Genomic DNA, 25754 nt, shown 5'->3' with positions numbered 1-25754 from the left:
TGGAGAGGGAAACAACCCTGACCTCCGGCTAAGGCCCCCAATTCATGGCTAAGTGGGAAAGCAGGTGAGACGTCCAAAACAACCAGGAGGTTGGCTTAGAAGCAGCCATCCTTTAAAGATAGCGTAACAGCTCACTGGTCTAATCAAGATGTCTTGCGGCGAAGATGTAACGGGGCTCAAGCCATGAGCCGAAGCCGAGGATGCACATAGTGCATGGTAGCAGAGCGTAGTGTGACATAGTCTCATTCCTCCTTAGTATCTTCGGATACATTGGAGGAGAGAGGCTTTCGATGAAGCCGGGGCGTGAGCCATCCGGTGGAGAGATCACTAGCGAGAATGATGACATGAGTAGCGACAAAGAGTGTGAGAGACACTCTCGCCGAAAGTCCAAGGGTTCCTGCTTAAAGCTAATCTGAGCAGGGTAAGCCGGCCCCTAAGCCGAGGCCGAAAGGCGTAGGCGATGGGAATCAGGTTAATATTCCTGAGCCAGGAGGATGTGACGGATCATGAAGGTTGTTCGCCCTTATCGGATTGGGCGGGCCGCTGATTGGTCCCTGGAAATAGCCCTCCATCAGACCGTACCCTAAACCGACACAGGTGGACTGGTAGAGCATACCAAGGCGCTTGAGAGAACGATGTTGAAGGAACTCGGCAAAATACCTCCGTAAGTTCGCGAGAAGGAGGCCCGGGTTCAAGGCAACTTGGATCCGGGGGCACAAACCAGGGGGTGGCGACTGTTTATTAAAAACACAGGGCTCTGCGAAGCCGCAAGGCGACGTATAGGGTCTGACGCCTGCCCGGTGCCTGAAGGTTAAAAGGAGGGGTGAGAGCTCCGAATTGAAGCCCAGGTAAACGGCGGCCGTAACTATAACGGTCCTAAGGTAGCGAAATTCCTTGTCGGGTAAGTTCCGACCTGCACGAATGGCGTAACGACTTCCCCGCTGTCTCCAACATCGACTCAGCGAAATTGAATTGCCTGTCAAGATGCAGGCTTCCCGCGGTTAGACGGAAAGACCCCGTGCACCTTTACTACAGCTTCGCACTGGCATCAGGATTGTGATGTGCAGGATAGGTGGTAGGCATCGAAGCAGGAACGCAAGTTCCTGTGGAGCCTCCCTTGAGATACCACCCTTCGCACTCTTGATGTCTAACCGCGGTCCGTTATCCGGATCCGGGACCCTGCGTGGCGGGTAGTTTGACTGGGGCGGTCGCCTCCTAAAGAGTAACGGAGGCGCGCGAAGGTTGGCTCAGAGCGGTCGGAAATCGCTCGTTGAGTGCAATGGCAGAAGCCAGCCTGACTGCAAGACTGACAAGTCGAGCAGAGACGAAAGTCGGCCATAGTGATCCGGTGGTCCCGCGTGGAAGGGCCATCGCTCAACGGATAAAAGGTACGCCGGGGATAACAGGCTGATACTGCCCAAGAGTCCATATCGACGGCAGTGTTTGGCACCTCGATGTCGGCTCATCTCATCCTGGGGCTGGAGCAGGTCCCAAGGGTACGGCTGTTCGCCGTTTAAAGAGGTACGTGAGCTGGGTTTAGAACGTCGTGAGACAGTTCGGTCCCTATCTGCCGTGGGTGCAGGATACTTGAGAGGAGTTGCCCCTAGTACGAGAGGACCGGGGTGAACGATCCACTGGTGGACCAGTTGTAATGCCAATTGCAGTGCTGGGTAGCTATGATCGGACAGGATAACCGCTGAAGGCATCTAAGCGGGAAGCCCCCCTCAAAACAAGGTATCCCTGAGGGCCGTGGAAGACCACCACGCCGATAGGCCGGAGGTGTAAGCGCAGCAATGCGTTCAGCTGACCGGTACTAATCGCCCGACAGGCTTGATTTGATCCAGTAACAGACAGTGTTACAAAACCAAACAAGCAAACCATCCCTTTGACTGGACATGTTGATTGTACGCCGGACGCATTTGGAAATGTCATCGTGACATAACTCAGCTGCGGTCTCTCGCGCATTTGCTTCGCAAACACGCTGCCGACCGCCAACCGAGAAAAGCCAACCGCCTCCGGCGCTTGGATTTTCCTCGGTTTGGTGGCCACAGCACAAGTGAAACACCCGGTCCCATCCCGAACCCGGAAGTTAAGCACTGTCGCGCCGATGGTACTTGGGCTCAAGCCCTGGGAGAGTAGGTCACCGCCAAACCTAGTAAAATCCAATATACTCTCTAAACGATCAATAACACCTGTCGCGGGATGGAGCAGCCAGGTAGCTCGTCAGGCTCATAACCTGAAGGTCGCAGGTTCAAATCCTGCTCCCGCAACCACCGTTTCCGACCAAGCCTCCGCAAACAGCGGGGGCTTTTTCGATTCAGCGCTCCCCAAAGCCATCAGACCAGCCAACTCCCCAACAAGTTCAAGATGATGGCCGCCCGGCGCAGCACCGTCCGGAACCATCCGCACCTCCGAAATCAGGGCCCGCAGCGACGCGGTCGCCTCCCGCCGCACCTCTGGTGCATTCAGGGACCCAGCCAGATCTTCGATCAGCTCCCGGTACCGCGCCGACAGGCTCGGGTGAAGCCGCAGAGCAGGGGGGTCCGGGTTGTCCGCGATGGCTGTCAGGATGTTGGCGATCCGGCTTTCCACCTTCTTGAGGGAGTGTTCGGCCTTCTGCCGGTCCTGGCAGGCCCCCGCAGCGGCGTCGTTGAACGCCTTGCGGTATTCCTCCGCGAACTGCGCCAGCAGGTCCGGTGCCAGCAGGCGCTGCTTCAGCCCGGAAAGCACCCGCTCTTCTACTTCTTCCCGGCCGATGGTGGCGCGGTTGGTGCAGACCGCAGCGCCCTTGTTGCGGGCCCCTGCGCAACCGTAGCGCGTCTTGTTGATCAGCGTGTAGCTGGCGCCGCAGCAGGCGCAGCGCAGGAGGCCTGACAGCAGGTAGGTTGGGCGGCGCGCGCGTTCCAGCTTCGGCCGTTCCGTCAGAACACCCGCCGGGTTCATCGCTTGCCGCACCTCACCCTGGCGCGTCTTCACCGCCTGCCAGAGCTGATCATCCAGAATACGAAGCTGTGGGACTTCTTCGATCTTCCAGTCTTCGGGCGGGTTGAGGCGGGACAAGCGTTTGCCGGTGTCCGGATTGCTATCATAGGTCAGCCGGTTCCAGACCAGCCGTCCGATATAGAGCTCGTTGTTCAGGATGCCGGTGCCGCGCTTGATGTTCCCGGAGACCGTTGAGGGATTCCAAACTCCGGTGCCCTTGCCGCTCTGGGGAGCAGGCACTGCTTCGGCGTTCAGCGCGGCAGCGATTGAGCGCGCGGAAAGGCCGTCTGCGTAATCCCGGAAGATCCGGGTGATGACGGCGGCCTCGTCCGGCTCGATCTCCCGGTCGCCGGTGCTGACCGTGCCGTCGGGCAGGATCTCACGCTTCACCCGGTAGCCGTAGGCAATCCCGCCAGCAGATTTGCCCCTGGCAATGCGCCCCTCCAGCCCGCGCCGTGTCTTCTGGGCCAGGTCCTTGAGGAACATGGTGGACACCAGCCCGCCGACGCCGACCTTCATGTCATCCAGCTCATTCTCCGAAGCCGTGTGGATTCTGACACCGAAGAAGTTCATGCGCTTCAGCAGGTTTGCGGAATCCGCCATGTCCCGCGACAGCCGGTTCTGGCTTTCGGCGGCAATGATGTCGATACCGCCGCGTTCGGCTGCCTGGACCAGGCGCTGGTATCCCGGGCGCAGGGCATTCTTGCCGCTGAGCGCGTGATCGGTGAATACTTCCGTTACCTGCCACCCCTTCTGTTCACACAGACGGCGGCACAGCCGGATCTGGTCCTCGACCGATGTGTCTTTCTGTTTGTCTGTGGAGTACCGGGCGTAGATGGCAGCGCGGAGACCGGGTGTTGCATTCATGGATTATTCCTTCGAAGGCGGTTGGCTCCTCTGTGCCGCGATGTCTTGCTGAGCAGCCTGGCGGGCAAGGAGCTGGATGATGTGCAGAAGCGGGTCCGGGCAGTTGGCCCGGCCGTTTGTCTGAGATGTGCCGGAAAGACAGGCTGTCTCCTGGCAATTGACATAGCTCTTCTGGTCCCGTGCCATCGGCCGAGGTCTCCCGCCGCTCCCGGGCCGGTGCCCGGGGCGATTTATTGATGATGCTGGTCTGGCGGGGTACTGCTCCGCCGGCTGTTGGCTTCATCATAGCGGGTGCGGGAGGGCGGCGGGCCCCGTGAAAGGGGGGGAGATGCCGCCCCGGGGCCGGGTTTATGTGGACAACCTGCCTTTTGGGCCGGTTTGCGGGGGGCGGAGAGCTGAGGTGCGCGCCGTTGCGGCCGGACCGGCGGCGTTTGCCGCGCGGGCAAAACCTTTCCAGGAGGGAATTATCCGGATTTTGAGTCAACCGGTGCTTGCACCGCGGAAGTTTGCGCGTAAGCTTTGTGCAAATCCGGTGGCGGCGCGGCTTGGTTGGCGGGCGCATCTACTGGTCCTGGACCGGCTCCGGACCATTTTTGCGCGGCACGTCACGCAGCCAGGACCGGACCGCTTTAGCATCGAACTCTCGTTTCTGCACCAAGTCTGCAGCCATGTCCTGCAGCAACTGCAGATGGGGGTACAGCAGCGCGCGCGCTTGGTCCTCGGCGTAGTCTAGCCGCTCCTGCAGGCGCTGGCGTTCGCTGTCCGTCAAGCGGGAGGGATCCTGCGGTCCGAACCAGCCGTTGCCGAAGGTCCCTAAACCCAGTTCAAAATCCATCGCCAGGACCATCCGAGCTGCTTTTCCGAGGTCGGACGTGGCGCTGCCGCCAGCGCCCGCGGACACAGTCCCAAAGATGAGCCGCTCCGCCGCCCGCCCCGCGAGGTGGACGTAGAGCTGACGGTCGAAATCTGACGCCAGACCCGGATTCGGGGGAACATCCCGTTCGATTGTTCCGCCTGCGGCAGCCACCCGGACCTGCGTGATCGCCTCGCCGAAGATCCAGGCGGTGATGGCATGGCCGCATTCATGGACGCAAATGCGGTAAAGCAGGCCGTGGTTCTCCTCCAGCTCCTTGACACCGAGATGGCAGCGCAGAAGCTGCAGATCGAGCGGGCAGCCGCTGTGACGGGCTTCACTGCGGGCAGAGCGCACCGCGGCGTCAACGTCGGCGGCGGTCTTTCCGATGGAGTCCCGCGCCAGCTGCTGCAGCACATCCTCAGAGAATGTGTTCTGCAGCCGCTCGGCAAGGAGATGCTGCAGCATCGCCTTGCTTGGCAGCGGCATCTCGATCTTGATGTCAAACCGCCCGGCTCTCAGCACCGCGGGGTCGATGTGCTGCGGGTGGTTGCAGGCACCAACCACCATGATCCCTTCCTCCAGGCTGATGCGGTCCATCTGCTCCAAAAAACCAGCAACCACTTGCCTTCTATAGCTGGCACTGTTGTCGCCGGCACTGTCGCGGGAACCGATCGCGTCAATCTCATCCAAGAAAAGAATACAGGGCGCATTCTTCCGGGCTTCATCGAAGCTTCTTCGCATCGCAAGCAGGAGGTTACCCAAGTGACCGTTGGCCTGCCATTCAGCGCAGCTGGTCTCGATGCAATTAACCTCGGCGCTCCCTCCCATTGCCCTGGCCAGATAACTTTTGCCGGTGCCTGGCTTGCCAAAAAGCAATAAGGAGTGCGGGATCTCATTCCAGGCCACGCCGCCTTCGGCCCAGAGCCGCAGGTCCGCAACCAGTTGCCGGGCGGTGTCATAGGCTGGGCCAATGCCTGTAATCTCTTCCCTCGGCGCGTGGGCTTCGGGTGGTGAAGCGGCAGCGGCAGCAAGCGCCTGGGACAAGCGTTGCGCCATCTTCTTTGCTGTGGGCGCGCGCAGGGCAAAAGAGAGTGCGGGGGTGGCGAGCTCTTGCAGCTGGCCGTTCGGGGGCAGCGCGGCGCGGGTGGCGGCTTCATCAATGCGGCCCGTGCGGCTGTGGGTCTGGCGCAGCAGGGCGATCAGAAAATCCGCGTCCACTTGCGGCAGTGTCAGCTGATGACAGTGCTCCGCCACCAGCGGCGCCGGCAGCGCCATCTCATGTGGCAAGCAGATCCACAAAGGCTGGCTGTGCGCCAGGCCTTTGATGATGAGATCCTGCAGCTCATCAAAGTGCCGCTGCTCAATCTCGCCCTCGCGGACACCGGGGACAGCAAGGGTCACGCGCTGAGGCAGCTGCACCTGGCGCCGGGCATCATAGGCCTGCCAGCCCGGCGGCAGCAGGGCGTGGTTGAGGAGGTTTTCCACGTTGGAAAACTCGGGAACTGGAACGTCGCGAAGGATCAGAACGGCGCCACGGGCAAGCTGCGCGTCTACCGCCGCCGGGGAGCCGAAGGCCGCGGCGATTCGCAGCAGCAGAAGCAGCTTGTCTGCCGGCAGGTCTGTTTCCGGCAGCCATTGGCCTGAATCGTTACATGCGTACGGGTCGGCGCCTTCTTGCTCCAGCGCTTCCCAGAGTTCCGGCGGCAGATGCCGCGCGTCCGGGTGCTCGCTCAGATGCTGCAGCAAAGAATGGGGGTGGTCCGGTGCAGGGGGCACAAGGGGCTCCCCGGTGCCAGCACTGTCGTCTGGCGCGTCTTCTTTGAGTGTCTTGCGCCGAGTTTGCTGCAGCTCTCTGTGATAGAGATGATAGCGGCGGGCGCAGTCTTCGGCGAACTGCCACCAATCGGGGCGCGCGGGGGAGTGGTTGGATTGGTTCATGGCAAACCTCCAGTGAACAGGCAAAGAGGATCGGGCGCCTGGCAGAGCCGGGCGTGAAACAGTTCGGAAATTGAAGAGGGGGGCGCTTAGGTGTCTTCTTCCGCTCGGATGGCGTCGAGCATCGCGAAGATCACCTGGGTCGCATCGGCGAAGTAGACCTCGCTTTTGACGCTCAGCTCTTCTGCGTAGAGGTCTGGCGGCGCGACGCTGTCGGGGTGCTCCGCCTTCAGCCGGGCATGCAGACCTTTCTCAATTTGCACAGCTGTGTGGCCGGAGCTGATGGGAACTGTCCGCAGGACCTGCGCCTCCGTCTCCTTGGTCTTCAGAAGTTGGTGGTAAAGGCGGGAGACGGGATCGCGGCTGTAGCCGAGTTTGATCAGCTTGGCACCTTTGGCGAGTTTAAGCTTCATGACGTAGAGAAAACTTGGCGCACTGCTCCAGCCCTCGCCGCAGTTGCTGCATTGAAACCGGCCAGTCTGCATGTTGGCACGGGCAATCCGCTGAACATGGCCGCAGGCCTGATGCTGGTACAGACGGTAATTCTGGTTGCCACCTGTGTCTTCTCCGATCAGGTGCCACCCCCGTTCTTCTGCTTCAGCCTGTTCTTTGTCAGCGTGGCAAATCTCGCACCGTACACTGCACAGGCCTTCGGCTGCCCGCTTAACCATCTCAAATTGCCGGCGCAAGTTATGGCCGCAGGGGGCGATATAGTGGGCATAGTGACGGTCTTCCGGATCGCGGCCTGCCCACTTCAAACCTGCGGCCACAGCGTCGGCCTGCCACCGGTCTTGAATGCAGTGCGGGCACTGCGGCTGGCTGTTCATGAGAACAAAGATCTTGCTGGCATGTGCCCGTCGGCAGGTGTGGCAGGATAGGAGCAGGTGATAGCGGTCCTTGATGCGCTGCAGGATGCCGAAGCCCTTGGCTTCGGCCGCGGCGCGCCAGTGGGGGTGAATGGTGAGCGGGAAGGCGGCGGGCGTGGCGGTTGATGTATGGGTCATTGAGAACTCCGTTTGCGCAAAGCGGGAGAGAGGGCAGGCGCCGGATATGGGGCACCTGCCGGGATAATCTGGATTTGGGCATGACGCGGGCGGGCGCAGGAGGGGTGATCCGCTGCGGGCCGGGTTAAAAGAATGCTGGAATGCTTGGCTTAGTTGGGCAGGAAGTTCTGCGCTTCAGCCACCACGGAGAGTTCGATGAGAGCGTTCATCTGGCGCGCGCCGGTCTGCAGCAGGGTTTGGCAATCACCATCTTCAGCGGTGAACAGCTCCAGGTTCTCAAGGTACAGATGCTGAAACCTGAGAGCCTCTTCCGGCCCCGTGGACTCGATGAGGAAGTGCAACAGCATGCTCATGCGCTGCAAAGGCAAGTCGCTGGCCCGGACCACCTGTGCCGTCAGGATGTCGCCGCTGAGTTGAAGACAATCCTGCCAGCGGGCTTCGGCAGCCTCCTGAAAATTAGCGCAAGCGGGATCCCAGGAGAGGGAATGAGAAAGATCGCGCTCCAAATTAAGGGCTTCATCCACTGCCTTGGTCAGCGTGTCGAAGGTGCAGGTGATGAAGGTGGGGCTGTCATCTGCGGCTGATGCGGGCCACAGGGCTTTTGCCGCGCCGGGGCGCGTGATAACCGGGGTGGTAGTCATGCTGGTCTCCTAGTCGAGGTCAGTGTGATTAGGACGGTAAGGTGGTAACGACACCTCTACCGTCCGCATATTGAGCATATGCGTTATATGCGGCATTGTCAATATGCTGCATATCGCTTAATGGTGTCTTATGGCCAAGCAGACAGTCTACCCAATAAAGAAACTTGTGAATCTGACAGAAGAGCAGGCAAAACGTATTGCCGACTTCAGGTTCGAAAATCGCTTGCAGTCAGAAAATGAAGCTATTCGGCGTTTGATCGAGATTGGCTTGGATGCCAACTTGGGAAGCGGAGATCAGAAGTAACGACTCTGAACTTGACGTCGTATTTGCTCCCGTTCTTGAGACCCAGAAAACCCAAAAAACAATAAGTCATCCCAGGCCCCCGGCAGGGCGGGTCCAACAGGCTGCTGGCCGCAGGAAGCATGTTTGGGCGGAGCCCGGACTGCGACCGAGGAGGGGATCGAAGGGGGTAGGGTAAGCATCGGACATTGCAGGGGGGGGATTGCCCGCTCGCGCTAAGCTGTGCGGACAGGGTTGACTGACCGGTTTCTATAGATCTGCAGGTTGCCGATCTCTATCTCCGGCCTTGTATGTATCCAAAGACCTGCAAACCTGTGATGCCGCCGTTCGTCTTTTCTTCAGCATCCGTCGCTGTGAGTTCTGACTGGGCATTCGCCGTGCCAGGCGTGAATGACGGAAGACTGCCCGAAGCTGACCTCCTGTCGGCCGTATAGCCACGACGAGTTCGTATGCAGGTCGGGCGGGAAGCAGCCGTTCGCTGCGCCAAACATGAATGTCCAGATTGCGGAAAATGTGCGCAACGCCCGTTTGTGAATGTCCCGCACCTTGGTATTGGCGGCGTTCGTCGACAACTGGGCGATCCAAGGGGTCATTCACGCAGACAGTTTCCGGATCAGAGCAATTGTTGACGGGTCCTTGCCCTCAGATGTGGCGCCCTTGATCATTGGCACCAGGGCGCTGGCCAGTTCCTTGCCCAATTCCACTCCCCATTGATCAAAGGAATTGATCCCCCAAATGGCGCCTTCAACGAACACCCGGTGTTCATACAGCGCGATGATCTGGCCGAGGGAGTACGGCGTCAGCAGCGGATAGGCCAGCGTCATCGAAGGGCGGTTGCCTGGAAAGGTCCGGTATGCCGCTTGGACGCGCTGCTCTTCACCGGTACAGCCGAGCGCTGCAGCAATCTCCAAGGCTTGCTCCAGGGAGCGGCCAAGCATCAGGGCTTCGGATTGGGCCAGGCAATTCGCCTTCAGCAAATCGTGGTGTTCCCGCAGACTGGGTTCATGACTGCGCGAAGCCACCAGAAACTCGGCGGGGATAATTTCAGTTCCCTGGTGCAACAGCTGATAAAACGCATGCTGCCCGTTGGTTCCCGCTTCGCCCCAAACAACGGGTCCAGAGCCGCGTACCAACTGGTCCCCGCCGTTTGAAACACGCTTGCCGTTGCTCTCCATGTCAAGCTGCTGAAGGTAGGCGGGCAATTTGGCCAGACGCTGGTCGTAAGGCAGGATTGCACGTGTCGGATGGCTGCAGATGTTGCGGTGCCAAATCCCCACGAGCCCCATAAGTAAGGGCATGTTTTCCCGCGCGGGAGCGGTCACGAAATGTGTATCCATCGCCCGGGCACCCGCCAGAAAGTTGCGAAACTCCGCTGGGCCGATGGCCAGCATGATCGGAAGACCCACTGGGCCCCAAAGCGAGTAGCGGCCGCCAACCCAATCGGCGAAGCCAAAAACACGCTCCGGGCTGATCCCCATGTCGGCGGTCTTGTCCAGCGCGGTGGAAACGGCAGCCAGATGGGAATCCGCGTCGTCCCTCAGCGCATTCTTCAGCCAGCTGATCGCCGTTTCGGCATTGGTCATCGTCTCAATCGTGGTGAAGGTCTTTGACGCAATGATGACCAGCGTCGAACGGGGATCGAGCTGGCGCAGCGTGTCGGAGATCTGGGCGCCGTCGACGTTGGAGACGAAGTGGCAGCGCGGTCCGTTGTGATAGGGGCTCAGCGCCCGGACGGCCATGACCGGCCCGAGGTCGGAGCCGCCGATGCCGATATTCACTACATCGGTGAATGCCCCGCCTCCTGCGGTTGCGATACGGCCCGAGCGGATGCCGTCGGCGAAATCCTCCATCGCCTGCAGGGTTTTACTTATCCCCGGACGCACGTCCTCGCCATCAACCACCAGCGGCTCATCATCTCCGGCGCGCAGGGCAGTATGAAGCACCGCCCGGTCTTCGGACCGGTTGATCCGCTCGCCGCGGAACATGGCATCGCGCTGGCCGGCAACGTCCCGCATCTCGGCCAGTTCCAGCAGCAGATCAAGTGCCGCACCGTCGATGCTGGTCTTTGAGAAGTCCAGCAGCAGCCCGTCTGCTTCAACCGAAAACCTGTCAAAGCGCTGCGGGTCGTCGAACAAGGAAATGATCGGCCGCCCTTCTGCCGCGCTGTGGTTCTCCTGCAGCTTGGTCCAGATATCCATCATGCGCTTCCCCCCAGTTGCGCGGCCTGTCTGGCCAGCAATTCAATCCCGTCCCAGTTCCCGGCCGCAATCAGATCCTTTGGCGCAACCCAGCTGCCCCCCGCACACAGCACGTTGCTGAGGGACAGATAATTTTCAGCGTTTGCGGGACTGATGCCACCGGTGGGGCAAAAGGTGATCTGCGGCAGCGGTGCGCCGATGGCCTTCAAAGCCGGTGCGCCGCCTGACGCCTCCGCAGGAAAAAACTTGAGCATGCCGTAGCCGCGCGCCAGCAGCCGCATGGCCTCGGTCGCGGTTGCAGCGCCCGGTAGCAGAGGCAGCTGTTCCGCCTCGCAGGCAGCCAGAAGCTCATCGGTCGCACCGGGTGAAACCCCGAAGGCTGCCCCGGCTGCCTTGGCGGCGCGGACATCCTCCGGCGTGATCAGCGTGCCGGCGCCGACATGGCCACCCGGAACCCCGGACATGGCGCGGATCGCCTCCAGCGCGTCCGGGGTGCGCAGGGTGACTTCCAGGGCGGGGAGCCCGCCCGCGACCAGCGCTTCGGCCAGCGGGTGGGCTGTGGAGGCATCTTCAATAACCAGCACCGGAACAATCGGGGCAAGGCCGCAGATTTCGCGGGTCAGTCGGCTGGCATCTTTGGGGGACAGAGTCATGGATCAGGCTCCGAAAATGGAGGCGCCGTCCGTTGCGGCGCTGACAGAGTTGCGGAAGGCTGCGAACAGCTCGCGGCCGGTTCCGGTCTGGTTGGCGGTCAGGTCTGCAGACGCCGCCGGGCGTTCGCGAACACCTGGAGTGAGGATTTCGAGTGTTCCGGCCATGGCATCCACCCGGAGGAGATCCCCATCCTGCAGGCGGGCAATTGCGCCGCCATCGACGGCTTCGGGGCTGACATGGATCGCGGCGGGCACCTTTCCAGAGGCGCCTGACATGCGGCCATCGGTGACCAGGGCAACCTTCTGGCCGCGCCCCTGCAGGATCGCCAGCAGCGGCGTCAGGCTGTGCAGCTCAGGCATGCCGTTGGCCTTTGGCCCCTGGAAGCGCACGACCACGATCACATCCCCGGTGAATTCACCGGCTTTGAAAGCGGCTTTGACTTCGTTCTGATCGGCGAAGACGCGCACCGGCGCCTCGACTACCTGATGTTCAGGCGCCACGGCAGAGACTTTCATGACCGCGGTACCAAGGTTGCCGGTCAAACGCTTCAGGCCGCCGGTTGGCTGGAACGGGTCGTGAGGCGGGCGCAAGATGGCCTCATTCAGACTACGGCCCGCGCCGTTGCGCCAAGCCAGGACGCCATCGTCCAGAACGGGCTCCTGAGCATAACTCTCCAGACCCTCGCCGGCCACGGTCATGGTGTCCGGATGCAGCAGCCCGGCTTTCAGCAATCGGCCGATCATGTAACCAAGGCCGCCTGCGGCATGGAAATGGTTCACATCCGCAAGCCCGTTGGGATAGACCCGCGCCATTAGCGGGGTGACTTCGGAGAGATCCGAGAAATCTTGCCAGTCGAGCACGATCCCGCCCGCACGTGCCATGGCAACCAGGTGGATTAGCAGGTTGGTCGAACCGCCAGTGGCATTCAGCCCGACGATGCCGTTCACAAAGGCCCTTTCATCAAGAATGCTGCAGACTGGCGTGTAGTGATTGCCAAGCGCACTGAGCGATAAGGCGCGTTTGGCGCCTTCCTGGGTCAGGGCATCGCGCAGCGCGGTGTCCGGCGGCACGAAGCTGGCGCCTGGCAGGTGCAGCCCCATGAATTCCATTAGCATTTGGTTGGTGTTGGCTGTGCCGTAAAAGGTGCAGGTGCCCGGCCCGTGATAGGCGGCCATCTCAGCAGCCAGCAGCGTATCCCGGTCAACTTCACCCGCTGCAAACTGCTGGCGGACTTTGGCCTTTTCGTCATTGGCCAATCCGCTGGTCATGGGCCCCGCGGGCAGGAAGACAGTGGGAAGATGGCCAAAGGCCTGGGCGGCAATGACCAGCCCGGGCACGATCTTGTCGCAGACCCCCAGATAGACGGCGGCGTCGAATGTCGCGTGGCTGAGCGCAACTGAGGCCGCCAGCGCGATCACATCGCGGGAAAACAGGCTCAGCTCCATGCCCGCCTCCCCCTGGGTGACGCCATCGCACATGGCAGGCACCCCGCCTGCCACCTGCGCGGTGCCGCCCGCCTCGCGGGCTGCCTGCTTGATCAGGGCCGGGTAATATTCAAAGGGCTGATGGGCCGAAAGCATGTCGTTGTAGGCGGTGACGATGCCGAGGTTGCCTGCTTTGCGCTCGACCAGTTGCGCCTTGTCGCCACCGGAAGCGGCATAGGCATGAGCCTGGCCGCTGCAGGACAGATGGGCGCGGGCCGGGCCCTTTTCCGCGGCCCGGTGCATTCGGTCCAGATAGGCGGCTCGAGTGGTTTCGCTGCGGGCAATGATCCGATCGGTCACGCGCAGAAGAGTGTCATTGAGCTGGCTCATTGGTGCGCTCCCTTGGGAAAACGGATTGGCGGGACGTTACAGAAGAGGTGAGGTTTGGCCGGGGCGGGGCTCGTGCAATCCTGATGCATTGCTCAGCCCCCGATCTCGCGCCACCGACGGCCCTCGCGGTGCAGCAGCATCAGGGCGTCCTCGGGGCCAGACCCTCCCGGATCGTACGGAGACGGGGCAGGCCCGGCGTCCTCCCAGGCGGCAATGATGGGATCCGCCCAGGCCCAGGCTGCCTCGACCTCATCGCCGCGCATGAACAGGGTCTGGTCGCCGCGGATCACGTCCATGATCAGGCGTTCGTAGGCATCTTGCGGTTCAGCGCGTTCCCCCAGCGCCTCGGCAAAGGTCATGTCCAGCGACACCTCCGCCAGACGGAAACCGCCCGGCCCCGGCTCCTTGATCGTGTTGCGCAGGGTGATGCCTTCATCCGGCTGCAGGCGAATGATCATTGCGTTGCTGCGCCGCCCGGCCATGTCCGGAAAGATCATGTGCGGCGGGTCGCGGAACACCACCGCAATTTCGGAACAGCGCGCCCGCAGCTTTTTGCCCGTGCGCAGGTAGAACGGCGTGCCCGCCCACCGCCAGTTGCCGATATTCACTTTCATGGCGATGAAGCTTTCGGTGCTGCTGTGCGGATTGCCAGCATGGTCGCGGTAGCTGCCCGCGCTGCCTTGGGCGCGGTACTGGCCGCGTATGATGTCCGCTGGTGCGACTGGTTCAAGCGCCTCGATCACCTTAACCTTCTCATCGCGCACCGCGTCGGAGGTAAAGCGCGACGGCGGCTCCATCGCGGTCAGGCATAAGAGCTGCATCAGGTGGTTCTGCACCATGTCCCGCATCGCACCGGAGCGGTCGTAATATTCGCCGCGCCCCTCGACGCCGAGGCTTTCGGCCACGGTGATTTGCACATGGTCCACATGGGTGGAGTTCCACAAAGGCTCCCACAGGGCGTTGGCAAAGCGCAGCGCCATCAGGTTCTGCACGGTTTCTTTGCCCAGATAGTGGTCGATCCGGTAGATCTGATGCTCGTCGAAATTGCGGCGCAGATCCGCATTCAAATCCCGCGCCGACGCCAGATCGTGACCGAAGGGCTTTTCCACCACAACCCGGCTGTTCGCCGATGCGATGCCCCGGCTTTTCAGATTGGACGCGATGGAGCCGAACAGCGCAGGCGAGACCGAGAGATAGAACGCCTGCACCACATCCGGCCTGATCGCCTCGGCAAGGGTGTCCCAACCGTCCTCGCCTCCGGCATCGACACGAACGTACTCCAGGCTGGTAAGGAACTTTTCCAGCAGGGCTGACTGTTTGGCCGCCTGCGGCGCAAATTCCAGCAGGCTGGCATGCACCGCCTCGGTGAACTCCGCCCGGTTCATCGCTGAGCGGGCAGTGCCGATGATGCGTGCCCCTTCCGGCATCTGCCCCACCGCAAACCGGTGAAATAGGCCAGGCAGGATTTTGCGGCGTGCAAGATCACCGGTGGCGCCGAACAGGACCAGGTCAAAAGGATCGACGGGGATGACACGGGACACCATCTGCTTAGCCCACCCGCTTGAAAGGCGCCCCGGCCCGCGGCTTGCGGCCAATGGCGGCGAACTGGATGGTCATGGCGTTTTCTCCTGACGGCTTTGCTGCGGGTTCATAAATCGAAACCTCGCCGGTAGCGCTAACATTGCCGAGCGAAAAAGAGGACAAGAAAGTGTGCATTTATAGCTCTCCGGCCCAGGGCGGGTTGGCGCCGGCGCGCGACACGGTAATCGCCGCCACTTTCGCACCATGCTCCATTGCCTGCTGCAGAACGTCAGGCGGCAAAGCAGCCAGCTCCGGTTTCGTCAGCCGGCCAAGCTCGGACAGTTTGGCAAGAACGCCCGCATTGAAGGTGTCGCCGGCCCCGACGGTGTCGGATATTTTGGCCCGAACAGCAGGCACACGCACTTCGCCGCCGTTCGCAAGATACCCGGTCGCCCCTTCGCCGCCGCGGGTCAGGATCAGAGCGGATGGCCCTCGTTCCAGAAGGATGGACACTTTCTCGCTCAGCGACAGCGGGTCCGGCAGCAGCCAGTTCAGGTCTTCGTCGGAAACCTTCACGATATCCGCCTGCGCCACCATGCGGTCCAGCCGGGCGCGGTACCTGGCGATGTCCTTGATGAACCTGGGGCGGATGTTCGGGTCAATCATCACTGCGCGATCCGTGGCTTCGCGGTCCAGCAGCGCGGCATAGGCATCGGCGCAAGGCTCAGAGGCCAGGCTGATCCCGCCAAAAAACAGGGCCGAGACCTCCTGAGGAAGCTTTGGCATATCCTCAGGCATCAGCATGCGCCCGGCTGAGTTCTCGTCGAAGAAGCAATAGGTGGCATGGCCATCCACCAGGCGTACAAAGGCCAGCGTGGTGGGGCGGCCGGACTGGATCACCAGCGAAGTGTCAACATGACTGGCCTTCAGCGACTCGGCCAGCTGCCGCCCGAACATGTCGGTAGACAGGCCGGTCAGCATCCCGGCCCGCACCCCAAGCCGCCCCAACGCAATTGCTGTATTGAACACCGCCCCTCCGGGATGAGGCACAAACCCGTCCGGTCCGTCCGCAGTTGGCGCGGGGATCATGTCAATCAGGGCTTCTCCACTGCATAGGATCATGTTTCCAAGCCCCCCTTGGCCTGCTCATGCCCGGTATAGGCGCGTAAAGCAGCTTCGCATCCTTCCGACCAGATCAGGCTAAGCCAGCGCGAAAACTCCACAGCGAACCATTGGTTGCCGGCCAGATCACCGTAGATATCATGCTGCTCGAGCCAGGCTTGCGGACGCAGCCTTGCGGCCATTGCAGCCTCAGCCAGCGCGTCCCAATAGGGGTCGTTGGCCTCAATCCCGGTGCTGTCCTCCCGGGTGCCTGCACACATGCGCGCCCAAAGCGCCTCGACGAGGCTCAGGCCTGCGATCGGGCCGCCTGCTGCCAGTGCATCCCGCAGAATGGGATGGACAAATCCCGGGTGCCGGGAGGAGCCGTCAAAGGCTACCCGCCGGACCGTGTCGCGGATGGCGGCGTTGGAAAACCGCCGCTCGATCAGTTCGGCATAGTCTTGCGGGTTCATTCCCGGAACCGCTGCAACGTAAGGGGCGATCTCCTCTTGCTGGACCTTTTGGAACAGCGCGGCAATCAGCGGATGCTCCATGCAATCGGCGATGGTCTCCACCGACAGCATCTCTCCAGCATTGGCCAATACCTGGTGGCCCGCATTCAGAATGCGGATTTTCATCACCTCGTAGTCATGCACGGAAGGTGTGAACACTGCCCCGGCCTTATCCCAGTCGGGTCGGCCCATGCAGAAGTCATCCTCGATCACCCATTGGCGGTAGTTTTCGTGGGTGACGGGGGCGGCATCTTCGATGCCCAGTTCACGGGCAAGGGCGAATTCGACGGGACCGGTTGCGGGCACAATGCAGTCGACCATCGAATTCGGGAAACTGCAGCACTGGTCAATCCAATCCGCCAGCTCCGGGTCGGTGAGCCTTGCCAGCGAGACCACCGCCTGCCGGGTGGCGTTGCCATTGCCGCGCAGGTTGTCGCAGCTTTGAACGGTAAATGGGCCGGCTCCGGCATCGCGCCTGGTTTTCAGCGCAACTGCAATGGCTCCGAAAACAGTGCAGGGACGGGTTGGGTTCTCCAGGTCATGACGAATATCAGGGTGCCGCGCATCCAAACCTCCGGTAGCCGGATCCACGAAATAACCGCCCTCGGTCACGGTCAGCGACACGATACGAATTGCGGGATCGGCCATGGCGCGGATCAGCGCGCCGTTCCCGTCTTCTATCGGCAGGTAATCGATCATCGATCCAGTGATCTCGGCCGAGACGCTGCCGGGCGCCAGTTCAATCAGGGTGGTCAGACAATCCTGCGCCAGCAATTTCTGCCGCATCGCGGCATCATACGGGCGTACCCCGGCGCCGATGATGGCCCAATCCTTTGCCAGGCCCTGCTGCATCAGCCGGTGCAGATACCAGGCCTGGTGCGCGCGGTGGAAATTGCCGAGGCCGATGTGGATGATCCCCGGCTTCAGTGAGGCGCGGTCGTATCCGGGACCTGCAACACCTTCGGGCAGATCCTTCAGCGCCTCCTGGCTCAGTTTAACCGGCGTAAGTTGTGCTGTTTCGCGTTCCATCAGCTCATCCATTGTCCACCGTCCACGTTGTAGGTTTGGGCGACGACGTAGCTGGCTTCGTCAGAAGCCAGAAAAACGGCCATGCCGGTCAGGTCGTCCGCCCGCCCCATGCGCCCATAGGGCACCGCCTGCGCCACCTCTTGCTTCTTCTGACCCGGCGCCTTGCCCTCATATTTTGCAAAGAGCGCATCGACGCCGTCCCAGTGCTCACCCTCCACCACGCCGGGAGAGATGGCGTTCACGTTGATCCCGTGCCGGATCAGATTGAGGCCGGCGGATTGGGTCAGGCTGATGATGGCAGCCTTGGTGGCGCAATAGACGGCAACCAGCGGTTCTCCGCGCAGGCCGGCCTGGCTGGCCATGTTGATGATCGTGCCGCCCTCGCCGCGTTCAATCATGTGCCGCGCCACTGCCTGCAGAGTGAACAGGGTTCCGGCGACATTGACCGCAAAGGTGCGCTCATAGTCGTGGCGTGTGATTTCACTAACCGGAGCGGCGGTGAAGACGGCCGCGTTGTTGATCAGGATGTCAATCCGGCCCAGCTCTGAGACCGTTTCGGCAACGGCCTGTTCGATACTGGTCTGATCGGTGACATCCAGCCGGACGGCTATCGACCCGCCACCCAGTTCCTCAGCCGCTGTCTGCGCGCCGTTGAAATCAATATCAGCAATGGCCACACGGGCCCCTTCGCGGACATAAGCCTCCGCGAAGGCGCGGCCGATCCCGCGGGCGCTGCCGGTGATCAGCGCTGTTTTGCCTGCCAGCCGTTTCATGCGATCCGCAGCCCTTCTGCGTCGAATTTGTGAATCACATCGGCGCGCGGGGTCATGAAGATGCGGTCCCCGTGGCGGAACCCGACTTCGCCGTCAGCGCGCACGGTGATGGTTTCTGCCAGACCGGTGCCGTGGACGTGAAAGTATGTGTCCGATCCCAGATGTTCTGAGACGCTGACCACACCCGACCAGGTGCCTGCCTCGCCGGACACCTCGATATGCTCGGGACGGATGCCAATGGTGTGGGCGCCGTGTTTAGCGGCTTCTTTGCCCTCGATGAAGTTCATCTTGGGTGAGCCGATGAAGCCGGCCACGAACTTGTTGCGCGGAGTGTGATAAAGCTCGAGCGGCGAGCCGACCTGTTCGATCACCCCGGCTTGCAGCACTACGATCTTGTCAGCCATGGTCATGGCTTCGACCTGGTCATGGGTCACGTAGATCATCGTGGTTTCCAGCCGTTCATGCAGTTCGGAGATCTCCAGCCGCATTCCCACGCGCAGGGCCGCATCAAGGTTCGACAGCGGCTCGTCGAAGAGAAAGGCCGAAGGTTCCCGCACGATGGCGCGCCCGATGGCCACCCGCTGGCGCTGCCCGCCAGACAGCTGGCCGGGACGGCGGTCCAGGTAATCGGTGAGGTTCAGCGCATTGGCGGCGGCTTCGATGCGGCGGTTCTGTTCCTCAACCGGGACTTTGGCCATCTTCATCGGGAAAGCGATGTTCTTGCGCACCGACATATGCGGATAGAGCGCGTAGGACTGAAACACCATCGCCAGGCCGCGCTTGGCGGGCGGAACATGGGTGGCGTCCTGCTTGTCGATGCGGATCTGGCCGGAGGATACGTCCTCCAAACCGGCGATCAGCCGCAGCAAAGTGGATTTCCCGCAGCCCGAGGGGCCGACAAAGACCGTGAACTCACCGTCGTCGATGGTCAGATCCAGCGGGGGGATAACTTGCACGTCGCCAAAGCTTTTGGAGACTTTGTCCAGAGTGATGCGTCCCATTTTGATGTCTCCTTATTTCACAGCGCCGAAGGTCAGGCCGCTGACAAGTTGCTTCTGGCTGAACCAGCCGAGGATCAGGATCGGGGCAATGGCCATGGTGGAGGCCGCGCTCAGCTTGGCGTAGAACAGACCTTCAGGGCTGGAATAGCTGGCGATGAAGGCGGTGAGCGGTGCTGCCTTGGCCGCAGTCAGGTTGAGCGTCCAGAAGGCTTCGTTCCAGGCCAGGATCACATTCAGCAACAGCGTCGAGGCGATGCCGGGAATGGCCATTGGCGTCAGGATATACAGCACCTCTTCGCGAAGGGTGGCACCATCCATCCGGGCCGCTTCGAGGATCTCCCCGGGGATTTCCTTGAAGTAGGTGTAGAGCATCCAAACGATGATCGGCAGGTTGATCAGCATCAGCACGATCACGAGGCCAATCTTGGTGTCCAGCAAGCCCAGTTTGATGAACAGCAGGTAGATCGGGTAAAGAACGCCAACTGCTGGAAGCATCTTGGTGGACAGCATCCACAACAGGATGTCTTTGGTCCGCTTCGAGGGCACAAAGGCCATCGACCAGGCGGCGGGCACCGCGATCATGATACCCAGGATGGTGGAGCCCCCGGCGATGATGATTGAATTCCACAAGAACCGGCCGTAGTCGGAGCGCTCCTGCACCACCGAGTAGTTCTCCAGCGTCCAGTCAAAGAACAGGAAGACCGGCGGGTCGCTGATAGCCTGGGCTTCGGTCTTGAAGCTGGTCAGGATGGTCCAGAGGATCGGGAAGAAGATCAAGAGGCCCACACCCCATGCCAGGGCAGTATTCAGGGCTTTGCGTTGCGATGTGATTGCACGTGCCATGAGGGCCTCCTTACGCGTCCAGGTTCTTGCCGACGATGCGCATCAGGAAGATGGCAACGATGTTGGCGAGGATGATGGCGTAGACACCGCCGGCCGAGCCGAGCCCGATGTTCTGGCTCTCCAGCACGCGCTGGAAGATCAGGTAGGTCAGGGTCTTGGTGCCAAAGGCGCCCTGGGTGGTGACAAAGATTTCTGCGAAGATCGAAAGCAGGAAGATCGTCTGGATCAGCACCACCACGGTGATGGCGCGCGACAGGTGCGGCAGGGTGATGTAGGCAAAGCGCTTCACCGGCGGCGCACCATCCATTTCCGCGGCCTCCAGCTGTTCGCTGTCCAGCGACTGGATGGCGGTCAGCAGGATCAGCGTTGCGAACGGCAGCCATTGCCAGCTGACGATCAGGATGATCGACTGCGTCGACGCCTCGGTCAGCCAGACCAGCGGCTCGGCGCCAAGGGCCCGCCATACATGCGCCAGCAGACCGTTGACCGGGTCCATGAACATGTTCTTCCAGACCAGCGCCGATACGGTGGGCATCACGAAGAAGGGCGCGATCACCAGGATGCGGACGACGCCGCGGCCCCACATCGGCTGGTTCAGCAGGATCGCCAGCAGAACGCCCAGGACCACGGTAATCGCCAGAACACCGCCGACGATCACCAGTGTCGCCTGTACGCTGGGCCAGAAGGCGCTGGAGGAAACGAAGCGGACGTAGTTGTCAAAGCCGACCCAGCCCAGATCGCCGCCCCGCAGCGGCAGGAACTTCTTGAACGAGAAATAGAGCGTCATCGTCAGTGGCACGAGCATCCAGCCCAGAAGCAGGATCACGGCCGGCGCCATCATCAGCCGGGCGGCTGTGCGGGCGTGTTTCGTGCCGCTCTGGTGGTCCGCCGCAGCGGGCTGGCTTGCCGGCTTGGGCGCGGGCGGGGCCATCGTCAGCCGGTCCGCGGGTTGGGAGTGTTGCGTTGCCATTTGGTGTACCTCCTCCGTTGACGGCACGCGTGCCGCCTTGGACGATTATGCGCTCTGGGGGATCGCTGGGGCCAGAGGGCGGCGGCTTGGCCGCCCCCGGGTGTCCGTGCGGGAGATCAGTAGCCTGCGGCTTCCATCTCGTCGGTTGTCAGTGCCTGAGCCTTGGCCAGAGCTTCATCGACGCTTTGCTGACCAGCCAGCGCAGCTGCAAATTCCTGGCCGACCTGGCCAGCGATGCCGGCGAATTCGGGGATCGCTGCGAACTGGATGCCGACATAAGGAACCGGGTCTACCGTCGGATTTGTGGGGTCGGCCGACAGGATGCTTTCCAGCGTCATCCGGGCAAATGGCACGTCCTTGTAGTTGGGGTCTTCATACAGAGAGGTGCGCGCACCTGGCGGCACGTTGGCCCAGCCTTCTTTCGCGGCCACCAGCTCAATGTACTCCTTGGAAGTGGCCCACTGGATGAACTCCTTGGCAGCATCCGTTTTCTGGGTGCCTGCAGGGATACCCAACGCCCAGGCCCAGAGCCAGTTGCCGCGTTTGCCCTTGCCGGTGTCCGGCGCCAGCGCGAAGCCGACCTTGTCGGCGACTGTCGAGTCGTTGGGGTTGGTCACGAAGGACGCCGCCACGGTGGCGTCGATCCACATGCCGCATTTGCCCTGCTGGAACAGTGACAGGTTCTCGTTGAAACCGTTGTTCGACGCGCCCGGAGGGCCGGCGTCGTTCATCAGGTTCACATAGAACTCCAGGGTTTCCTTCCACTCCGGCTGATCAAACTGGGCTTGCCAGTTCTCGTCGAACCAGCGCGCACCAAAGGCGTTGGCGGTGGCGGTCAAAAAGGCCATGTTCTCGCCCCAGCCGGCCTTGCCGCGCAGGCAGATGCCATAGATCCCGTTGTCCTTGTCGGTCATGGCGCGGGCGGCCTCGGCGACGAACTCCCAGGTCGGGGCTTCTGGCATCTCAAGGCCCGCCTTCTCCATCAGGTCGGTCCGGTACATGATCATGGAGCTTTCGCCATAAAACGGCGCGGCATAAAGCGTGCCATCGACGCTCAGGCCGCCGCGCATGGCCGGCAGGATATCATCGGCGTCATATTCAGCAGGCAAGTCATCCAGCGGCACCAGCCAGCCGTTCTTGCCCCAGATCGGGGTTTCGTACATGCCGATGGTCATGATGTCGAACTGGCCGCCCTTGGTGGTGATGTCGGTGGTCACACGCTGGCGCAGCACGTTTTCCTCCAGCGTCACCCATTCGACGTCGTGGCCGGTCTTGGCGGTGAAATCGTCTGTCAGACCCTGCATCCGGATCATGTCGCCGTTGTTTACGGTGGCGATGGTGATGGTCTCGGCAGAGGCACTGCCTGCTGCGATCAGTGAAATGGCCGTTGCCGCACCCAATGCGTACTTAGCAAACATCCTCTACCTCCCTGTTGAGATGTCGCCTCCAAGATTACCGGCGTTGGTGTGCTGGCGTCAATTTAATTTTTACGCGCGTAAAGTTTGGCGCGCTTGCCCGAAAAATCAGCAGCTTAAGCGGACCCCCGCATGACCAGCCGGCCATCAAACAGGGTTTCCTCCCGCGAATCAGGCGGGTTCTCCGCCTCAACAAGGTTCATCAGTGTCTCGGCACTTTTCCGGGCGATGGCTTCGTAATCCTGCGAGACCGTCGTCAATGTCGGGCAAGTGTAGCGGGAGAACGGGTGGTCATCATGCCCGGCTACCCGCATGGTGCAGTCTGTGCCCAGACCAACCCTTATCCCAGCCTCATAGGCCGCCGACAGGAAGCCGATAGCAAGGCGGTCATTGCTGCACAGGATCGTATCGGTTGGCAGGTTCCTGTCACGGACCACCCGAGTTCCTTCCCGAAAGCCGATCTCTTCAAATTCCCAGCCGTCACCGGCGGCCTGGATCAAATGCGGTGTGTGGTTCAGCCGTTCCATGGCGGCGAGATAGGCGTGGCGCCGTTTGTAGGCGTTAGGGTTCGAGGGCTCCTTCATCTCAAAGAATGCCGGTGGTTCGCCTGTCCTGCACAGGTAATCTACAATAAGGTCAATGCTTTGATTGTTGTTTGAACCTACAAATGCCAGACCCGCGGAGCCGACATTGGCGTCAAACAACACCGTCGGAACCTCTTCGCAAAAGGCGGCGATGCGCGCCTGATCCGATGCCCGCCCCAAGGGCGCCAGCAGAACACCGGCCGGTTTGAGCAGCCGCAGATTCTCGAGGTTTTCGATCTCCTGATCTGCGCTGCCGTGGGAGCCCAGCAGGACCGGCCGGTACCCGGTGCTCAGAATGTGCTCTTCAATATTTCGGGCGATTTCCGCAAAGAAGGGGTCAGCCAGATAGGGAACGATGATTCCGATGTTCTTGGTCAGACGGCGGTTCTGATTGATTGCATAGAGGTTGGGCCGGTAATCGTAGCGGTCGAGCGCAGCTTCGATGCGCTGCCTGGTCGAGGCCCTTACGCTGGACGGGTCGTTGAAGAATTTCGACAGCGTCGGACGGGAAATGCCGCTGACCGCCGCGAATTCCTCCATGTTCCGTATCTTTTTGTCATCCATGAAGGGGCCCGCTTTGTCTGCACTGGGTATGGCAAAGTCAATGCGACCCTGCCAGAAAGGCTTCCGTCATAGTAATTGACGCGCGAAAAATTTCCCACCCTGTTTCGCAAATGGCATCACCACTTCTGGAAAACATGTGCCGCAACACCTTATGTGCGCGTCCCCCTGCGGCGATGCCATGAGCATTTATCAATGCAAGAAGGACGTTCTTGAAGATGGTATCTTAATCTTGGTGGGCCAAAGGAATTCGGAGTTAGTCACTATGCCAGCGTCCAGCACAGCCATCGCCAGCAGGAATGCCTAAGAGGGATACCCGAACGGCAGCGCTGATCTCTCACCCCCACAGCGACGGACAATCTGGTTGAATTGGGTAGGCACCGGCCAGCCAAGAATGCTGTGCAGCAAACCGAAAGTCCGGTTAGAGGAATCTGCGCTGCAGAAGACGCTAAGCTTTGGACGGCAGCTAAGGGCCGGCAGCGCCAAGGACGCCAAACAGGCTCTCCGGTATTCGACTGAATAGCAGGCTGCTCAATTGCCGGCAACTGACGTTACCGGCAACTTGCTCGACGCCTTCATCTCCTTCAGCGACAGGTTGGAGCGGATGCTGGTCACCCCGGGCAGCCGTCGTAGCGTGCTGTCGACGAAGGCGCTGTAGTCGTCGAGATCCTTCGCCACCACGATCAGCAGGAAATCGTCCGCTCCAGTGGTGTTGTGGCAGGCAAGGATGTTCGGCGTCGTTTGCACGATACGCTGAAACTCGGCGGTGGCCGCTTGGTCGTGCTCGGAGCAGCGCAGCTGGACGAAGGCCATGACGCCGAGGCCCAGCTTCCGGCGATTCAGATTGGCTTGGTAGCCTTCGATGATGCCGCTTTCCTCGAGACGTTTCAGCCTCCGCCAGCAGGGGGTTTCGCTCATCCCGATGCGTTCGGCGAGCTTTGCATTGGTCATTCGGCCGTCGTCTTGCAGCAGTGTCAGAAGCTCGGCGTTGACGCCGTCTATCTCGGGCATGGGACGGATTCTTTCTCGTTCCCGGTCACGCATAGGGGATACTACCCCAAATATCGCCCCAGTGAAGAAGAATAGCAAAGGTATTTCACGTGCCGGGCGGTAATCTGCCCTCTAAATCACCCCAATCTGAAAGTCCCTGCCATGAAAGCCGTCCTTTTCGAAAAGTTCCAGGAAACCCCCAAGCTCACGACCGTAGACGATCCAACGCCAGAGCCGCATGGCGTGGTGCTCAAGGTGGCCGCGACCGGAGTCTGCCGCAGCGACTGGCACGGCTGGATGGGGCATGACAGCGACATCGACCTGCCGCATGTGCCAGGGCACGAGCTGGCCGGAGTGGTCGAGGCCGTCGGCAAGGACGTGAAGAACTGGAGGCCCGACGACAAGGTCACCGTGCCCTTCATCTGCGGCTGCGGCAGCTGCTCGGAATGTCACTCCGGCAACCAGCAGGTCTGCCTGCACCAAGAACAGCCGGGCTTTACCCACTGGGGGTCGTTTGCGGAATACGTACCGATCCATCAGGCAGACCTGAACCTCGTGGCGCTGCCCGAGACGATGGATTTTGCCACCGCCGCCAGCCTCGGCTGTCGCTTTGCCACCTCGTTCCGGGCGGTGATTGACCAAGGCAAGATCAGCGCGGGCCAGTGGGTGGCGGTGCATGGCTGTGGCGGCGTGGGTCTCTCGGCGGTGATGATTGCGGCGGCGGCAGGGGCGAATGTGATCGGCGTGGATCTCGACCCGGCCAAGCTGGCCTTGGCGAAGGAGCTTGGCGCCGTGGCGGTCATCGACGGCAAGGAAGCCGACGTGCCCGCCGCCATACGGGAGACCACAAAAGGCGGCGCGCATGTCTCCCTCGACGCTTTAGGGCACCCCGTGACCATGACGAACTCGATCCTCTGCCTGCGGCCGCGCGGAAAGCACGTGCAGGTGGGGCTGATGCTGGGCGAGCACGCAGCCCCCGCGATCCCGATGCCGAATATCGTCGGGCAGGAGATCGAACTTCTCGGTTCGCACGGGATGCAGGCGCATCGCTACGGCGCAATGCTGGACATGATGTCGAGCGGGCGGCTCGATCCGGCGCGGCTGGTGGGGCAGCAGATCAGCCTTGCAGAGGCGCCACAGGCCCTGATGGAGATGGACAGGTTCCAGTCAGTCGGCGCCACCGTCATCACCCGGTTCTGAGC

At 61.4% G+C, this 25754-nt stretch carries 20 protein-coding genes, 1 tRNA gene and 2 rRNA genes (1 of these 23 cut by a window edge); 5 read left to right on the top strand and 18 right to left on the bottom strand.

Annotated elements, in window-relative coordinates:
* The 3 genes from ACXAED_RS01240 to ACXAED_RS01230 form a co-directional block, all read left to right on the top strand.
* Nucleotides 1-1838 (top strand): 23S ribosomal RNA (locus ACXAED_RS01240) (it extends 990 nt beyond the left edge of the window).
* A gap of 199 nt (nt 1839-2037) precedes the next feature.
* Nucleotides 2038-2152: ribosomal RNA gene (rrf, locus tag ACXAED_RS01235) — 5S ribosomal RNA — on the top strand.
* Between the two features lie 44 nt (nt 2153-2196).
* Nucleotides 2197-2273, top strand: a tRNA-Met gene (locus ACXAED_RS01230).
* Here the strand turns inward: ACXAED_RS01230 and ACXAED_RS01225 are convergent.
* Together ACXAED_RS01225 and ACXAED_RS01220 are read right to left on the bottom strand one after the other, a co-directional pair.
* Entirely contained in the window at nt 2230-3849 is a 1620-nt protein-coding gene (locus ACXAED_RS01225; protein WP_475046394.1) for a recombinase family protein, read from the bottom strand. The two genes, ACXAED_RS01230 and ACXAED_RS01225, sit on opposite strands and share 44 nt — an antisense overlap.
* A gap of 562 nt (nt 3850-4411) precedes the next feature.
* A complete protein-coding gene (locus ACXAED_RS01220) occupies nt 4412-5980 on the bottom strand; it encodes an AAA family ATPase (RefSeq protein ID WP_475046251.1) in 1569 nt (522 codons plus the stop codon).
* A 3-nt stretch (nt 5981-5983) separates the two neighbouring features.
* Between ACXAED_RS01220 and ACXAED_RS01215 the strand changes: the two genes are divergently transcribed.
* A complete protein-coding gene (locus ACXAED_RS01215; protein WP_475046249.1) occupies nt 5984-6349 on the top strand; it encodes a hypothetical protein in 366 nt (121 codons plus the stop codon).
* 380 nt (nt 6350-6729) lie between these two features.
* On the opposite strand, the gene ACXAED_RS01210 is transcribed toward ACXAED_RS01215, so the two are convergent.
* The 16 genes from ACXAED_RS01210 to ACXAED_RS01135 all read right to left on the bottom strand — a co-directional run bounded on the left by ACXAED_RS01210 (nt 6730) and on the right by ACXAED_RS01135 (nt 24573).
* A complete protein-coding gene (locus tag ACXAED_RS01210; RefSeq protein WP_475046248.1) occupies nt 6730-7644 on the bottom strand; it encodes a GIY-YIG nuclease family protein in 915 nt (304 codons plus the stop codon).
* 149 nt (nt 7645-7793) lie between these two features.
* Nucleotides 7794-8285, bottom strand: a complete 492-nt coding sequence (locus tag ACXAED_RS01205; RefSeq protein ID WP_475046246.1) for a hypothetical protein — start codon at nt 8283-8285, stop codon at nt 7794-7796.
* 894 nt (nt 8286-9179) lie between these two features.
* Nucleotides 9180-10787, bottom strand: a complete 1608-nt coding sequence (gene pgi, locus ACXAED_RS01200; protein WP_475046245.1) for a glucose-6-phosphate isomerase — start codon at nt 10785-10787, stop codon at nt 9180-9182.
* Nucleotides 10784-11437, bottom strand: a complete 654-nt coding sequence (gene eda, locus ACXAED_RS01195) for a bifunctional 4-hydroxy-2-oxoglutarate aldolase/2-dehydro-3-deoxy-phosphogluconate aldolase (protein WP_475046244.1) — start codon at nt 11435-11437, stop codon at nt 10784-10786. The genes pgi and eda overlap by 4 nt, the downstream gene beginning before the upstream one ends.
* Nucleotides 11438-11440: 3 nt before the next feature.
* The gene (edd, locus tag ACXAED_RS01190; protein ID WP_475046243.1) at nt 11441-13252 is read right to left on the bottom strand and encodes a phosphogluconate dehydratase; all 1812 of its coding nucleotides are present in this window, start codon (nt 13250-13252) and stop codon (nt 11441-11443) included.
* Nucleotides 13253-13344: 92 nt separating this feature from the next.
* A complete protein-coding gene (gene zwf, locus ACXAED_RS01185; protein ID WP_475046242.1) occupies nt 13345-14796 on the bottom strand; it encodes a glucose-6-phosphate dehydrogenase in 1452 nt (483 codons plus the stop codon).
* Between the two features lie 4 nt (nt 14797-14800).
* Nucleotides 14801-14968, bottom strand: coding sequence for a hypothetical protein (locus ACXAED_RS01180; RefSeq protein WP_475046241.1), 168 nt, complete (start codon nt 14966-14968; stop codon nt 14801-14803).
* Nucleotides 14969-15895: a carbohydrate kinase family protein gene (locus ACXAED_RS01175; RefSeq protein ID WP_475046239.1), complete on the bottom strand. Its 927-nt coding sequence runs from the start codon at nt 15893-15895 to the stop codon at nt 14969-14971.
* A complete protein-coding gene (locus ACXAED_RS01170; protein ID WP_475046238.1) occupies nt 15892-17427 on the bottom strand; it encodes a mannitol dehydrogenase family protein in 1536 nt (511 codons plus the stop codon). Before ACXAED_RS01170 ends, ACXAED_RS01175 begins: the two co-directional genes overlap by 4 nt.
* Complete coding sequence (locus tag ACXAED_RS01165; RefSeq protein ID WP_475046237.1) at nt 17415-18188, bottom strand: L-iditol 2-dehydrogenase; 774 nt, start codon at nt 18186-18188, stop codon at nt 17415-17417. Before ACXAED_RS01165 ends, ACXAED_RS01170 begins: the two co-directional genes overlap by 13 nt.
* On the bottom strand, nt 18185-19189 hold the full coding sequence (locus ACXAED_RS01160) for an ABC transporter ATP-binding protein (RefSeq protein WP_475046236.1): 1005 nt from the start codon (nt 19187-19189) through the stop codon (nt 18185-18187). The genes ACXAED_RS01165 and ACXAED_RS01160 overlap by 4 nt, the downstream gene beginning before the upstream one ends.
* Nucleotides 19190-19201: 12 nt before the next feature.
* A complete protein-coding gene (locus ACXAED_RS01155; RefSeq protein WP_475046235.1) occupies nt 19202-20032 on the bottom strand; it encodes a carbohydrate ABC transporter permease in 831 nt (276 codons plus the stop codon).
* 10 nt (nt 20033-20042) lie between these two features.
* On the bottom strand, nt 20043-20873 hold the full coding sequence (locus ACXAED_RS01150; RefSeq protein ID WP_475046392.1) for a carbohydrate ABC transporter permease: 831 nt from the start codon (nt 20871-20873) through the stop codon (nt 20043-20045).
* Nucleotides 20874-21118: 245 nt separating this feature from the next.
* The gene (locus tag ACXAED_RS01145; protein WP_475046233.1) at nt 21119-22420 is read right to left on the bottom strand and encodes an ABC transporter substrate-binding protein; all 1302 of its coding nucleotides are present in this window, start codon (nt 22418-22420) and stop codon (nt 21119-21121) included.
* A 113-nt stretch (nt 22421-22533) separates the two neighbouring features.
* Nucleotides 22534-23565, bottom strand: a complete 1032-nt coding sequence (locus tag ACXAED_RS01140; protein ID WP_475046232.1) for a LacI family DNA-binding transcriptional regulator — start codon at nt 23563-23565, stop codon at nt 22534-22536.
* Between the two features lie 528 nt (nt 23566-24093).
* Nucleotides 24094-24573 carry an Lrp/AsnC family transcriptional regulator gene (locus ACXAED_RS01135; RefSeq protein WP_475046231.1) on the bottom strand — a complete coding sequence of 160 codons (480 nt, stop codon included), beginning with the start codon at nt 24571-24573 and terminating at the stop codon, nt 24094-24096.
* A 141-nt stretch (nt 24574-24714) separates the two neighbouring features.
* On the opposite strand from ACXAED_RS01135, the gene ACXAED_RS01130 reads away from it, so the two are divergent.
* Nucleotides 24715-25752 (top strand): zinc-dependent alcohol dehydrogenase family protein, encoded by a 1038-nt coding sequence (locus ACXAED_RS01130; RefSeq protein ID WP_475046229.1) that lies wholly within the window; start codon nt 24715-24717, stop codon nt 25750-25752.
* Nucleotides 25753-25754 lie beyond the last annotated feature (2 nt).

It is taken from the genome of Leisingera sp. ABM4_103, from assembly GCF_056158685.1.
This window is presented reverse-complemented; position numbering and strand designations above follow the sequence as displayed.

Excerpts from the sequence above, each read along its gene's own strand:
- ACXAED_RS01150 (WP_475046392.1), bottom strand. The coding sequence starts at position 20,873 with ATGATGGCGCCGGCCGTGATCCTGCTTCTGGGCTGGATGCTCGTGCCA.
- zwf (WP_475046242.1), bottom strand. The coding sequence starts at position 14,796 with ATGGTGTCCCGTGTCATCCCCGTCGATCCTTTTGACCTGGTCCTGTTC.
- ACXAED_RS01130 (WP_475046229.1), top strand. The coding sequence starts at position 24,715 with ATGAAAGCCGTCCTTTTCGAAAAGTTCCAGGAAACCCCCAAGCTCACG.
- ACXAED_RS01210 (WP_475046248.1), bottom strand. The coding sequence starts at position 7,644 with ATGACCCATACATCAACCGCCACGCCCGCCGCCTTCCCGCTCACCATT.
- ACXAED_RS01160 (WP_475046236.1), bottom strand. The coding sequence starts at position 19,189 with ATGGGACGCATCACTCTGGACAAAGTCTCCAAAAGCTTTGGCGACGTG.
- ACXAED_RS01180 (WP_475046241.1), bottom strand. The coding sequence starts at position 14,968 with ATGCACACTTTCTTGTCCTCTTTTTCGCTCGGCAATGTTAGCGCTACC.
- ACXAED_RS01140 (WP_475046232.1), bottom strand. The coding sequence starts at position 23,565 with ATGGATGACAAAAAGATACGGAACATGGAGGAATTCGCGGCGGTCAGC.
- ACXAED_RS01155 (WP_475046235.1), bottom strand. The coding sequence starts at position 20,032 with ATGGCACGTGCAATCACATCGCAACGCAAAGCCCTGAATACTGCCCTG.
- ACXAED_RS01145 (WP_475046233.1), bottom strand. The coding sequence starts at position 22,420 with ATGTTTGCTAAGTACGCATTGGGTGCGGCAACGGCCATTTCACTGATC.
- ACXAED_RS01225 (WP_475046394.1), bottom strand. The coding sequence starts at position 3,849 with ATGAATGCAACACCCGGTCTCCGCGCTGCCATCTACGCCCGGTACTCC.
- ACXAED_RS01220 (WP_475046251.1), bottom strand. The coding sequence starts at position 5,980 with ATGGCGCTGCCGGCGCCGCTGGTGGCGGAGCACTGTCATCAGCTGACA.
- ACXAED_RS01170 (WP_475046238.1), bottom strand. The coding sequence starts at position 17,427 with ATGGATGAGCTGATGGAACGCGAAACAGCACAACTTACGCCGGTTAAA.
- ACXAED_RS01135 (WP_475046231.1), bottom strand. The coding sequence starts at position 24,573 with ATGCCCGAGATAGACGGCGTCAACGCCGAGCTTCTGACACTGCTGCAA.
- edd (WP_475046243.1), bottom strand. The coding sequence starts at position 13,252 with ATGAGCCAGCTCAATGACACTCTTCTGCGCGTGACCGATCGGATCATT.
- ACXAED_RS01175 (WP_475046239.1), bottom strand. The coding sequence starts at position 15,895 with ATGATCCTATGCAGTGGAGAAGCCCTGATTGACATGATCCCCGCGCCA.
- pgi (WP_475046245.1), bottom strand. The coding sequence starts at position 10,787 with ATGATGGATATCTGGACCAAGCTGCAGGAGAACCACAGCGCGGCAGAA.
- ACXAED_RS01205 (WP_475046246.1), bottom strand. The coding sequence starts at position 8,285 with ATGACTACCACCCCGGTTATCACGCGCCCCGGCGCGGCAAAAGCCCTG.
- ACXAED_RS01215 (WP_475046249.1), top strand. The coding sequence starts at position 5,984 with ATGTGGCAAGCAGATCCACAAAGGCTGGCTGTGCGCCAGGCCTTTGAT.
- ACXAED_RS01165 (WP_475046237.1), bottom strand. The coding sequence starts at position 18,188 with ATGAAACGGCTGGCAGGCAAAACAGCGCTGATCACCGGCAGCGCCCGC.
- eda (WP_475046244.1), bottom strand. The coding sequence starts at position 11,437 with ATGACTCTGTCCCCCAAAGATGCCAGCCGACTGACCCGCGAAATCTGC.